At 64.8% G+C, this 12598-nt stretch carries 9 protein-coding genes; 1 reads left to right on the plus strand and 8 read right to left on the minus strand.

All coding sequences use genetic code 11. The features are described 5' to 3' along the window. The first annotated feature begins 207 nt into the window (after window positions 1-207). Window positions 208-720 (plus strand): hypothetical protein, encoded by a 513-nt coding sequence (locus tag FNU76_RS12910; protein WP_144278582.1) that lies wholly within the window; start codon window positions 208-210, stop codon window positions 718-720. 37 nt (window positions 721-757) lie between these two features. Here FNU76_RS12910 and FNU76_RS12915 read toward each other — a convergent pair whose 3' ends face one another. The 8 genes from FNU76_RS12915 to FNU76_RS12945 form a co-directional block, all read right to left on the minus strand. Next, the gene (locus FNU76_RS12915) at window positions 758-2248 is read right to left on the minus strand and encodes a Fic family protein (RefSeq protein WP_144278583.1); all 1491 of its coding nucleotides are present in this window, start codon (window positions 2246-2248) and stop codon (window positions 758-760) included. 128 nt (window positions 2249-2376) lie between these two features. Beyond that, window positions 2377-5472, minus strand: coding sequence for an error-prone DNA polymerase (locus FNU76_RS12920; protein ID WP_144278584.1), 3096 nt, complete (start codon window positions 5470-5472; stop codon window positions 2377-2379). Between the two features lie 8 nt (window positions 5473-5480). Next, on the minus strand, window positions 5481-6917 hold the full coding sequence (locus FNU76_RS12925; protein WP_144278585.1) for a Y-family DNA polymerase: 1437 nt from the start codon (window positions 6915-6917) through the stop codon (window positions 5481-5483). Further along, window positions 6841-7443 (minus strand): translesion DNA synthesis-associated protein ImuA, encoded by a 603-nt coding sequence (gene imuA / locus FNU76_RS12930; protein ID WP_263405621.1) that lies wholly within the window; start codon window positions 7441-7443, stop codon window positions 6841-6843. The genes FNU76_RS12925 and imuA overlap by 77 nt, the downstream gene beginning before the upstream one ends. A gap of 219 nt (window positions 7444-7662) precedes the next feature. Next, window positions 7663-8970: a PQQ-dependent sugar dehydrogenase gene (locus FNU76_RS12935; protein ID WP_223879009.1), complete on the minus strand. Its 1308-nt coding sequence runs from the start codon at window positions 8968-8970 to the stop codon at window positions 7663-7665. Further along, on the minus strand, window positions 8967-9089 hold the full coding sequence (locus FNU76_RS24895; RefSeq protein WP_263405622.1) for a hypothetical protein: 123 nt from the start codon (window positions 9087-9089) through the stop codon (window positions 8967-8969). Before FNU76_RS24895 ends, FNU76_RS12935 begins: the two co-directional genes overlap by 4 nt. Window positions 9090-9645: 556 nt before the next feature. Beyond that, window positions 9646-11094 (minus strand): aminotransferase-like domain-containing protein, encoded by a 1449-nt coding sequence (locus FNU76_RS12940; RefSeq protein WP_144278586.1) that lies wholly within the window; start codon window positions 11092-11094, stop codon window positions 9646-9648. A gap of 105 nt (window positions 11095-11199) precedes the next feature. Next, entirely contained in the window at window positions 11200-12567 is a 1368-nt protein-coding gene (locus FNU76_RS12945; protein ID WP_179958105.1) for a response regulator, read from the minus strand. Between the last annotated feature and the right edge of the window lie 31 nt (window positions 12568-12598).

Below are 12598 nucleotides of genomic sequence, written 5' to 3' on the forward strand. Positions count from 1 at the left end.
AGCCTAGCACAGCCTACCTAGGAAGCAAGCTCGGGCGCGGTGCGCGGGCGGATCGTGACATGGCGGAATGAATGCAATATGCTGGTCTGATAACGGGGTGAGAACGGCGGGGCCGGTGGATGCGGCGGTGCCGGAGCGGGTTATTCCCCCATTCTGGCTAGCGCCCAGCCGGGCGTACGGCGCTTACATCTTGTGCAGAGCCCCTCTATGTCTTCCGATGATTCTCTCCATAGCACCCTGCGTGTGCTGATGTCGCCCCCGCTGACCTTGCGTACCAATATCAGCGTGTTTCACGGTAGCCGGGTCAGCAACTTCGCGCTGGAATTGTCCCGCTCGCAGGATGGCGGGCTCTCGGTGGTGGAGTTGTGCCCTGACGGCGAATTGCTGGCCGGCCGCGTCGTTGCCGGCCCCGGCGAAGCCGCCGCCCTCGATGAGCAGGCCCTGACGCGGGCGATGCAGACCTTGTGGCGGGACGATACGACGCCCGATATGCCCGCTCAGGAAGTGCAATCGATACGGGTGACCAGCCTGTTGATGGCCAGTGAAGCAGCCCATCCCTTCAGGGTGGTGCAGTCCTGGTATTACCGGCTCAGGGGAAGCGAAGCCCTGTTGGACGTCTGGAGTGACGAACGCCCACCACGCACCCGCTCAATCCCGCCGCCGGCCAGCCCGTCGATACGGGCATTACTGGCGAACCTGCAGGCATTGGCTAGTGCTTAACGGCACATTCAAGCTGCATATACTTGTAGTGCGCTGATTACATCGAATCATCGCCCGACTTCCTTTGTGCCAACCAAGCCGTGCCCGCAGGTGTAAGTCGATATTTCTGCTGGCTGCTTTTGGGTTTGTCCGGGATGGTCATTTCAATGAATCCGCCTTCCAGTGCGGGACGCAGATAAGCCTCGCGGAAGTGGTCTTCGTGCCGTAGTCCTAGCGCGGCCTGTATGTCCACGCGTTTCATCTCTCCCTGCATTACGGATAGCAGTCCCTCAACTTCCCCGGTGACTTCCCCGGTGACTTCCCCGGTGTCCCAGGGGGTGGGCGTACGTACGGTATTTGCCGAGCCAATACTTGAGGGCACGATTACCTGAATATGCGGCTGCGGTCTACGTACAACAACCTTGAACTGGTTCGCATCCACCTCATCGATCAATTCGATGTCGGGCCAGCCCTGCAAGGCGCGGGGTATGCCCGTACCTAGCCCACGGTAAGGCAGAATATGCACGGCATGTTCGGTGAGTGTCGGGTTGCGGCGATTGGTGGCACCGTGGCGGATTGCCTCGGTGTTCAGGCTGTCGGGCAGGTGGCCGGGGCTGATTATCTCTACCCGGTCGGCAAACACCATCAGGCGGATCGAGGCACTGGTGAAGTAGTCTCGGTGGATCATTGCGTTGACCAGCAGCTCTTCCAGAACCAGCTCGGGAATTTCCAGCTGGCCCAGGGTATTGAATCCTCGCTGGCCCTGTACGTGGCGCAGGTTACGCCGGAAGAAGGCGAAGCTGCGCTGATATTGCTCCAACAATGTACCGTCGATGTCTTCGCTGTCCAGATAACGCGTGTCGTATAGGGCAGTGCCGGGGAAGGATACTGCCTTGACCTCGAAGGCTGGTCGGTAGCGTTGCGGCTGTTGGCCAAATAGCAGCAACCCTGCCAAGTTCAGCTCGCGTCCGTCGCCCAAACCCAGGTTCTGTAGCATTTGTGCCTGGTCTTGGCCGGCAAATTTCGGGTGTTGGTTATAGCGACGGCTGAAATAGGCCCGGAAGGTCTCGTCGTCGATGTCGGCAACCGAAGTGCCGGCCACAGGGACCACATCCGCATAGACCAATCCTGCACGCTGGAACATGCGCTGCATCTCTTCACGTGCCGTGACATGCCGCTTGTCCGCGCCCTGCTTCACCCAAATGCGGCCCCGGTGGTCCACATAGGGCTTGGAGAGGCCGTCGGGCACGGTTACCACGATGACCATCTCCTGTGCCGTCTGTACATTTTCCGTTTGCGGATGCACGGGCGGGCGCACATGCTGGCTGGCGGCGTTGCCGATAAGCTGATTTAGCCGCCGAACTGCTGCGGCGTCGAGGCCGGTGACGGAACAGTCATCCGCCACGCCAAGGAACAATTTGCCCCCGCCACTGTTGGAGAATGCGGCCAGCTCCGCGGCCACGCTGTCGGCGTTGGTTTCGTCACGCTTGAACTGATGGCGGCTGTCTTCGCCACGCGCCAGCACTTGCAGCAGCTCGGCCTCGGTCATGTGCGGGATGCTCCCATACCAATCGCGTGCCCGGTGCCGGGCTGATTCAATGCACCTTGCCAACGGCTGAACCGGCCAGCTATTGCGATTCCGGGCAAGCTGTGGGATTTCGGCCGCCTCCGCTTTCCTCAATGAAAATCCCGACTCTTCACCCCCAGCTCGCCCAGCCATTCGCTGCGGTCCACCAGCCGCTTGGCCAGCAGATGCACCACGTTCCCCTCGCGCTGGATCTGGCCGTAGACCAGTAGCAGCCTGGCGCCCAGCAGTTCCTTGCGCTGGTGCTCGGCCAGCTCGCGCCAGACGATCACGTTCACGTTGCCGGTTTCGTCCTCCAGGGTGACGAAGGTGACACCGGTGGCGGTATCCGGTCGTTGCCGGCCCACCACCAGGCCGGCGGCGCGGGCGGTGGCATTCGGGGGCTGCTGCAGGATTTCGGCGGCGCTGAGCAAGTGCTGGCTTGTTAGCCGGGCACGTAGCAGGCTGAGAGGGTGCGGTCCCAGCGTCAGTCCCATGCTGGCGTAGTCGGCGACGATGTCCTGGCCTACCGTGGGGGCGGGCAGGGTGACCGCCGCTTCCTCGCCGGGCAGCTCGGCCAGCAGCCCTTCCTGGACCTGCAAGCCGCTTACCTGCCAAAGCGCGCTGCGGCGGTGGCCGGCCAGGCTGCCCAGCGCCCCTGCCGCGGCGAGGGCGTTCAACTCGCGTTTGTCCAGCTGTGCCTGGCGTTGCAGATTGGCGAGGTCGCCGATGCCTGTCCCACGTAGCTGGGCGATCCGCTCGCCGGCGGCTTGCGATAGTCCCTTGATCAGTCTTAGCCCCAGCCGTACCGAGGGCTGGGGCCGATCCAGCGGGGAGGCGCCGGGGAGCGGCAGGTCTTCCAGGCTGCATTCCCAATCGCTGCATAGGATATCGACCGGTAATACCGTGACGCCGTGCCGCTGGGCATCCTGGACCAGCTGCGAGGGGGAATAGAAACCCATCGGCCAGGCATTGAGCAGGCTGCATAGAAAGGCGGCCGGTTCGTGGCGCTTGAGCCAGGCCGAGGCATAGACCAGCAGGGCGAAGCTGGCCGCGTGCGACTCGGGAAAGCCATATTCTGAAAAGCCCTGGATCTGGCTGAAGATGCGCTGGGCGAATTCCGCGCTGTAGCCGTTCTGCAGCATGCCGCTGGTGAGCTTGTCGCGGAAGGGCTCCAGCTTGCCGGTACGGCGCCAGGCCGCCATGGAGCGGCGCAACTGATCGGCTTCGCCGGCGGTGAAGCCGGCCGCCACCACCGCCAGCTGCATCACCTGTTCCTGGAAGATGGGGATGCCCAGGGTGCGGTCCAGCACCGCGGCGACTTCCTTGCTATGCACTTCCGGTATTTCCAGTCCCTGGCGCCGACGCAGATAGGGATGCACCATGCCGCCCTGGATGGGGCCGGGCCGGACGATGGCCACCTCGATCACCAGGTCGTAGAAATCGACCGGCTTGAGGCGGGGCAGCATGGACATCTGGGCTCGCGATTCCACCTGGAAGACGCCCACCGTATCGGCTTGGCCGAGCATGGCGTAGACGAGGGGGTCCTCGGCCGGGATGTCGCCCAGGCGGAAGGGCGCCTGCCGGATGGCGGATACCAGTGCCAGGCTGCGGCGGATGGCGCTGAGCATGCCCAATGCCAGCACATCGACCTTGAGCAGGCCGACCGAGTCCAGATCGTCCTTATCCCACTGGATCACGGTACGTTCCGGCATGGCGGCATTCTCGATGGGGACCAGCCGCGCCAGCGGTCCGCGCGAAAACACAAAACCACCCACATGCTGGGAAAGATGGCGGGGGAAGCGCAGCAATAGCATGACCAGCTTGAGGAGCAGTTGTACCTGCCGGCTGTCCGGGTCGAAGCCCGCTTCGGCCAGGCGCGCCGGCAGTTCGGTCCGTTTGTCCCACCAGGCGAGCGTCTTGGCCAGCCGGTCCAGTTGCTCCTCGGCGATCCCCAAGGCCCTGCCCACGTCGCGCATGGCGCTGCGCGGCCGATAGGTGATCACGGTGGCGGTCAGGGCGGCCCGTTCGCGGCCGTATTTGCGGTACAGGTACTGGATCACCTCCTCGCGCCGGTCATGTTCGAAATCCACGTCGATATCGGGCGGCTCGCTGCGTTCGCGCGATAGGAAGCGGCCGAACAGCATATTCATGCGGCTGGGATCGACCGCGGTAATGCCCAGGACGTAGCACACCGCCGAGTTGGCCGCCGAGCCGCGGCCCTGGCAGAGGATGTCGCGGCTGCGGGCAAAGCGGACGATATCGTCGACGGTCAAAAAATAGTGTTCGTAGCCCAGCTCGGCAATCAGGGCCAGTTCATCGGCCACCTGCTGCCGGACCCGGCTCGGCACCCCTTGCGGGTAGCGTTCGCGAAAGCCGGCCTCGGTCAGCTCGGCCAAGTACTGGCTGGCCGTGTAGCCGGCCGGTACCAGCTCATCCGGGTACTCGTAGCGCAGGCTGTCCAATGAAAAGTGACAGCGTTCGGCGATACGGACGGTTTCGGCCAGCATGGCGGCCGGGTAGAGCAGGGCCAGGGCAGGGCGGGCGCGCAGATGGCGTTCGCCGTTGGGAAACAAGGCCTGGCCGCATTGGGCGACCGGCCGTCCCAGCCGGATGGCCGTCAGCAGATCCTGCAGGACCCGGCGGGAACGGAGGTGCATATGGACATCGCCGCTGGCCACGCAGGGCAGCCGGCAGGCGGCGGCCAGCCGGGACAGCGCGGCCAGGCGGGCCTGGTCGGCGGGCCCTTGGAGCAATTCCACCGCCAGCCAGGCGCGGTCGGGGAAGCATGCGCGCAGCCAGTCGCCATCGCCGGCATGCGGTGCCGCCGGCGGTAGCCACAGTGCCAGCAAGCGTCCGCCCAGGCGGGCGACGTCGGCCCGATCCAGCCGGTAGCTGCCTTTGTCGGCTTGGCGCCGGCCCAGGCTGATCAGGCTGGAGAGATCGCCATAGGCTTCCCGGTCGGGCGCCAGCAACACCAGCCGCAAGCCGTCCACCAAAGTGAATTCACTCCCGACGATCAAGGCCAGGCCCGCCTCCTTGGCAGCGACATGGGCGCGCACGATGCCGGCCAGGGAGCACTCGTCGGTAATGGCGAGCGCGCGGTAGCCGAGCGCCTGGGCGCGCTCGACCAGCTCTTCGGCATGCGAGGCGCCGCGCTGGAAGCTGAAGTTGGATAGGCAGTGCAGTTCGGCGTAGTCGGGCAGCATGATGGGCTTCAGGCAAATTGGCCGTGCAGGAACCAGCGGCCTTCGCCGCGTAGCCGGTAGATCCAGTAGCGCTGGCCTGAAGGGTCTTCGGCCTGGTGGTAATCGCGCGCCAGGGTGTCGCCATCCCACCAGCCCGACTCGATCCGTTCGGCCCGGTCCAGCAGCCGCAGCGGCCCGCCATGCCAGGGCTGGCCGGCATGGCTGGTCAACGGCAGCGGCTCGGGCAGCAGCCAGGTCGGCCGTTCACCTTGCACCGGCGGCGGGGTGGGGCCGGCCCGGGTCCGGGCTTGCCACGCGTATTCGGGTCGATGGTCATCCACCGTCGCCAGGCCGCGCACGGCCGATTCGCCCAGGCGGGCCACCAGCCGGGCGTGCAGCAAGTCGAAATCGGCCGCCTGGCCGGCATCGCCGAACAGATCGAGCGGCGCACCGTCGAGACGGTGCAGCCTATCGGCCTGCAAGGTCACGCCCTCTACCGGGGCGGCCAGGCTCAGCCGCGCCAGTCGTTCGCGGCTGATGGCCAGCATGGCTTCGGCCGACCGGGTCGGCTTGCCCAGGCCGACATGGAATTCGCTGCTGTGCTTGTCTTCGTGCTGTAAGCGGAACAGCAACTGCTGCACGCCCAGGCCCCGGCCTTGCAGAAATCCGGCCAGTTCGGTCAATAGCCGCTTGGCGACAAAACCCAGCGCTTCGACCTGGTCGGTTGCCCAGTTCAGTTCGATCCGCCGGCTAAAACAATCGGCCGCGACAAAGTGTTTGCGTGGATCTGGCCGCAGGCCCAGGGCGCGATCCAGCTGTAATGACAAACCCGGGCCAAAGCGCTTGTCCAGGCTGTCGCGGGGGAGCGACAGCAATTCGCCGGCCTGGCGCAGGCCCAGGGCATGCAGGCCATGGCGGATTTCGGCGGACAAGGGCAGGCGGGCTAGCGGCAAGGCTTGCAGGACCGTGGGCGAAAGCTGGCCGGGGAGGATGGGCTCGGCCTGGCCGAGCTGGGCCAGCCAGCTGGCCAGCAAGGGGGTGGGGGCGATGCCCTGGCGCGCGCGCAAGCCTTGCTTGGCCAGCCGCTTGGCGATCAAACGGCGCAAGCGGGGCAGGCCCTTGAAGTAGGTCAGGCAGCCGCCGATCTCCAGCAGCAAGCCGGCCGGTGGATCGAGACAGACCGTGGGGGTGAACTGCAGGCTCCAGGCCGCCAGGTTGTCCAGCAGCGCTTGTTCCTGGGCGGGCTGACGCGGTGCCAGGCGCAGATTGGCCGCCAGTGCCTGCGCCGTGGCGCTGCGCTGGCCGGCTTTTATCCCCAGCGCGTCGGCCGCTTGATTGCAGACCACCACCCGCTCGATGCGTCCCGCCGCTTCCACCACCGCCCACGGTTCAGGCTGCGTGGGCGTAAGGTTGAGGGCGAGCGCGTCGAGCGGCAGGGAGGGGAAGTGCAGCGCTAGCCACAGCATGGACTTGGCCGGAAGAAAGTGAAGCGTGGGGCAGGAAAACCGGTCGCGCCGCAGGGGCGCCGCGGCGCTTGAGCACCTGCACGGCGACCCCGCCGGCCACCGATTCGATGCCCAGGCGCAGGCTGAAGGGCGAGGCGGTCTTGTCGGGCGGGCTCTGGCGCAGCACGAAGCCGCAGCCGGCGCCTTGTTCGGCGGCCAGTTGCATGCGCCGGCAGTTGCGATCGCCCAGGCTTTGTTCGAACCAGCCCAGTACCGCGCCGCAGGCGGGCTCGCGCAAGGCCTGTTCCATGGCCCACAAGGCATCATGTTCGCTGGCGGGGGCCAGCCAGGTAAGCTGGCGCAGGTCCACGCCGGCCGCTTGCCAGGCCGGGGCGTAGGGGATGTTCGGCGGGGCGACCAGCACTACCCGCTTGCCCGCCTGGGTCAGGCTGGCCAGGGCGGGCAGCAGCAGCTTGAGTTCACCGCAGCCACTGCGGCTGGTCAGCAACTCGGTGACGCTGGACTGTGGCCAGCCGCCGCCCGGCAATAGCGCCGCCAGGGGGCATGGCCGCAGTCGAGGGTGGCGGGCGCGGAAGGACGGAAACCATCCCCGCGCCAGACACCGGGGTGCTTGGGAACTTCGGCGAGCGCTGCTTGCATGACGAACTCCAGAGAACGAACGTTCACTTAGTATGGAGAACGTTCGTTCTCTAATCAAGTCCGTTCGTCCGGCGGCAAGCCAGCCGCGCTACCTGGGCGATGTCGGTTATCTACGCTCCAGGCGATAGACGCTACCGCCGTCCGAGGACAGCGCATACAGCTCCCGCTGGCCATCTTCTCCGAATGAGACGATAGGCCCCACCGCGTTGACCGGCCAATCGACCCGCTCGCCGACGGTAGTGCGATAGACCAGGCTCTTCAGCCAGCCACCGCAATAATCCGAGTAGAAATACCGGCCGCGCAGTTCGGGTATCGCCTGGCCACGGTAGACATAGCCCCCGGTGATCGAGCAGCCGTTGTCATGGTCGTACTCATGCACCGGCAAGGTGAGGTTGGACTTGTCGCAGGGGTCGCCACCGTAGCAAAGATTGCCCTCGGTACGATTCCAGCCGTAGTTGAGCCCGCCGGCATTGCTGTTTGCCACGTTCACCTCCTCGCGCCGCGCCTGGCCGACATCGGCGATATACAAGCGCTTGTCGTCGAAGGCATAGCGCCACGGATTGCGCAGGCCATGGGCCCAGATCTCGGCACGTCTGCCGGGCTGGTTGAGATAGGGATTGTCGCGCGGGATGGCATAGGGTGCGGCCACGCTGGCCGCGCCGACATCCAGGCGCAGCAGCTTGCCCAGCAGGCTATTCAGGTTTTGCGCCTGATTGTTCGGGTCGCCGGCGCCCCCGCCGTCACCGCTACCGATATACAGCATGCCATCCGGGCCGAAGGCCAGCAGCCCGCCATTGTGATTGGTATAAACCGGGTGGGGGATGGTCAGGATGGGCAGGTCGCTGGCGGGATTGGCCAGGTCCGGATTGCCGGCCGCCACGGTAAAGCGGTGAATGGCGATATCACCCTGCGGATCGGTGTAATAGACATAGAAATGACCATTGTTCGCATAGCGCGGATCAAAGGCCATGGACAGCAGGCCCCGCTCGCCCCCGCTGCTGATGCGGTTGCCCAGGTCGAGGAAGGGTGTGGCCAGCGGCGTGCCGTTCTTCAATATCAGAATCCGGCCCGTCTGTTCGACGACGAACAGGCGATCGTCGCCGGGCGGAGCGGTCAGGAACAGCGGTTTATCCAGCCCGGCGGCGATGCGCCGCCAGTTCAAGTTCAGGTTGGACTGCGCGGCATAGACGACGCTGGCGCTGGCGCCGGCCTGTTCGCTCACCACCACGGTCTGGATCGGCGTTTGTGCCGCATAGGGCGTACGGTCGCGCAATAGCGTGCTGGCCGTCACCGTATAGCTGCCGAGCGGCAAGGGGCCGAGCGTGCGGCTGGCCGTCAAGGCCTGGCTGTATGCACCTGGGCCGGTGACCAGCACCGCGCCCTCCGTATCGCCGGGCAGGCCGCTGATCGTCAAGGCCAGGCTGGCCCCGCCAGGCTGCGTGCCCCCTCGCTGCCGCCGCCGCTTCCGCCACAGGCGGTCAGCAAGGCCAGCGGCAGGGACAGGATCAACACTCGGATTGCTGCGATCACCATGGAAGTCTCCTCAAAAAAACGATTAGTTATCGTGGCCGATACAGATCTACCTCCGGCAGACCTGAACAGCAGCTGTCCTGACGCTCTGATGCGGTGAAAACGGTCGATATGTGTGTCTATTGGCAGGGCGGGCCGGCTTATATGCTGTGGTCTCACGCCCGGCCTTGCCTTGCCTGGCCGGGCCGGGCTGTTTCGACCGAGCAAGGCAACCGATAGGAAAGGCATAGCGCCACCATGAGACCGAATATAGCCGTCAATCAGCCAATTGCCCTTGGCGCCGGCCAGGTACAGCAATTTTGGTGCCGACGCGGTACCGTGCTGCATCTGGTGGCGGGGAGCATGGTTTTGCACGAACCGCCGGGCTGGCTGGCGGAGACCCCGGTCAGCCACGCGCACCGGCTGGCGCCAGGCCAGGTTCATCTGGTGGGCGAATCCGGCTGGGTATCCCTAAATGCACTGGCCGCTACGCGTTTCTTCCATATCGAGCCGGCATCGCCATCCAGGTACGAGCGGCTTCGCGCCTTATGCCGGCAAGCCCTCGCATATTTCCGCCGGCCTAATCGGTGTGCGGCAGCGCTTCGACCAGGCCGGCCAGCTTGCGAATGCCCTGCTCCAGTTCGCGCGAGTAGAGCGAGCCGCAGCTGATGCGCAGGTAGTGATCGAAACGCTTGGAGTTGGAAAACATCAGGCCGGGCGCGATGCGAATGCCCGCTTGCAGCGCGGCATGGAACAAGGATTCGGATGAACGCTTGCCCGGCATTTCCACCCACAATGCCAGCCCGCCAGGGGGTTGGCTCAGGCGGGTGCCGGCAGGGAAATAGCTGGCAATGGCGGCCGAGACCTGCTCGCGTTGCCGGCGCAGGGAGGTGCGGAGCCGACGCAAATGGCGTTCGTAGGCACCGGAAGCCATGAACTCGGCCACGGCGATTTGCGGCAGGGATTCATTGGAGCGCGATTGCGCATACTTGAGCATCTCCACCCGCGCATGCCACTTGCCGGCGCTGATCCACCCCAGCCGCATGCCGGGCGCCAAGGTCTTGTGCAGCGAAGCGCAATGGATAACGTTGCCGGTACGATCCCAGGCCTTGAGGGCGGACAAGGGGGTATCGGCATCGCCCAGGGCGGAATAGGTGTCGTCCTCGATCAAGGGGATGCGTTGCGCTTCGCACCAATGGACCAGGTCCTCCTTATGGCGATCGGGCATGACGCTGCCCAGCGGGTTTTGCAGATTGGGGACCACCACCACCGCCTTAATGTCGTTATAGCTCTGGGCGGCTAGTTCCAGTGCCTCCAGGGAAATGCCGGTTTGCGGGCTGCTGGGGATTTCCAGCGCGCGCAGGCCCAGGCTCTCCAGGATCTGCAGCAGTCCGAAAAAGGTCGGCGACTCGACCGCCACCACATCGCCGGGCTGGGTCACCGCCCGTAGCGCCAGATTCAACGCTTCGATACAGCCATGGGTCACGATGATCTCATCCGCGCTCAGCGTGACGCGCGCCCACAAGGCGTTCTTGGCAATGGCGGCACGAAAGCCGGGGTCGCCATTCGGGGTGGGCGGCCCTGGCCGGCCCAATAGGCCGGGGTTGCCGCGCAAGGCCCTGATCATCGCCGTCTGCAAGGCCTCGGTCGGATAAAGCTCGGGCGCGCCGCAAGCGCCTGCCAGATTGATGGCAACCGGCGATTGCTGGCTCTTGGCGATGATGGCCGAAACGCGTTGGTGGATGCCGACATACTGGGCCGGATCGGGCAGGGCGGCACCGGGCTCCTTCATCGGCGCCAGCGCGGCCTGCTGGCGCGGGCGCACGAAATAGCCGGAACGAGGCCGGGCTTCCAGCACGCCACGGCTTTCCAGATGGCGGCATGCCTGCAGGGCGGTCGAGAGGCTGACCGTATGGCGCTCCATCAGTGTCCTGACCGAGGGCATGCGGTCGCCGCAGCGCAGCGTACCGGCTTCGATGGCATGGAGATAATGATTGGCGAGCTGGCTATAAAGAGTGGGCGCGGGCATGGCTTGATTATTCGATGCCGTGGCGGACCGGAACAGGTACAGTTTTTATCTCGCTGTTACGCAACAGCTTGTGAAAAGCCTGCCTTGCTACGAGCGGCACCCGGTTCACGTCGGCGCGTCGACATCCGAGTCCAAGGTGGCGGCGGTGCCATGCATGACCGCCGTCAACTGCTCGCATCCCGCTACCCGTGGCAGCATCATGCTCAGGCGGGCCTGGCTGGTGAGATAGCGCTGGATCAAGGGACGCACCCATTCGGTCAGCATCTGCGCCAAATCGTTGGAATAGAGCCGGGCGATGATGGTCAGGTAGTCCTGCGCCAGGGTGAAGTCGAATGTCTCGGCGACCGCTTGGCCGGTGATGGAACGCATCAGGTCGATGGCCGCGACCGGCTCGCGCGAGGCGATCGCCTGTGCGGCCATGGCCAGATTGCAGTACCAGGTGGCGCGCTGTGCTTCCACCGGTGCGGTCAGCTGTTTCAGCCGTGTCTGCATCTGTTTGACCAGGCTGACGCCACTGCCGGTTTCCCCTTCGTCGAACTTGAGTATCACCAGGTGCAGCAGCGTGCGGAAATCCAGCTCGATGGTCGAACCGCGCAGGGCGATGGCTCGATTCAGATAAGTGTCCGCCTGCACCGCCAAGCCCAGTTCGAAAGCCAACTGGCCGGCCAGTTGCAAGCGTCTATTGCTGCGGGGGCTGATCACGATCGAGCGTTCGAGGATGCCCAGGGCATCGGCCTGGCGACCTTCCTCCAGGTAGAAGTCGATCAGCTGGTCGTAGACCGGCAAATAGCGCAAATGCTGGTTGATCACATCCAGCAGCATGGTTTCGGCGACCTCTTTATCGCCGGTTTTCAGGCTCATCCGGGCCAGCCCGAATTTTGCCCAGGCGGCATGCTTGCGCTCGACGATGCGCCGGTAGAAGACCGTGGCATCCTCATAGCGCTCCAGCCGGCAAAGGGTCTGCACCGCCAGCTTGGCCACCTCGTTGAAATAGCGCGTCTTGCCGGACAGCATCTGCTGGGCGACATTCAGGGCGCGGCCATATTCCTTGGCATAGAGGGCGTCGTAGATATCCATCAGCGCTTCGCGGCGCGTAAACGCCCGTTCTATCCGGTCTTCCAGCTGGCCGGTCTGCACCGGTTTGAGCAGATAGTCGTCCGGCGTCACTTCGGCCACGCTGGCCACGCGTGAGTATTTCGCTTCGCCGGTGACCATGATGAAGATGGTGGGTGGGGGCAATTGATGGCGTTCCGATAGCTGCTCCAGCAGGTCCTGCCCGGTCTCGTCGCCGTCGAAATGGTATTCGCACAGGATGATGTCGTATTTGCCGTCCAGTACCTTACGGCGCGCGTCGGCGACGGTGCTGCAATTTTCGATCTTGCTGATGCCGAAACCCTGCAATATCGTGGAAATCGACAGTCTTGCCGGCGACGAACCATCCACGATCAGTGCGTTGAGGGGGCTTTTTGACATGGGAATGCCCACTTGGGGGAGGCGGAGTTGG

It is taken from the genome of Chitinimonas arctica (genome assembly GCF_007431345.1).
GTDB classification, from domain to species: Bacteria; Pseudomonadota; Gammaproteobacteria; order Burkholderiales; family Chitinimonadaceae; genus Chitinimonas; species Chitinimonas arctica.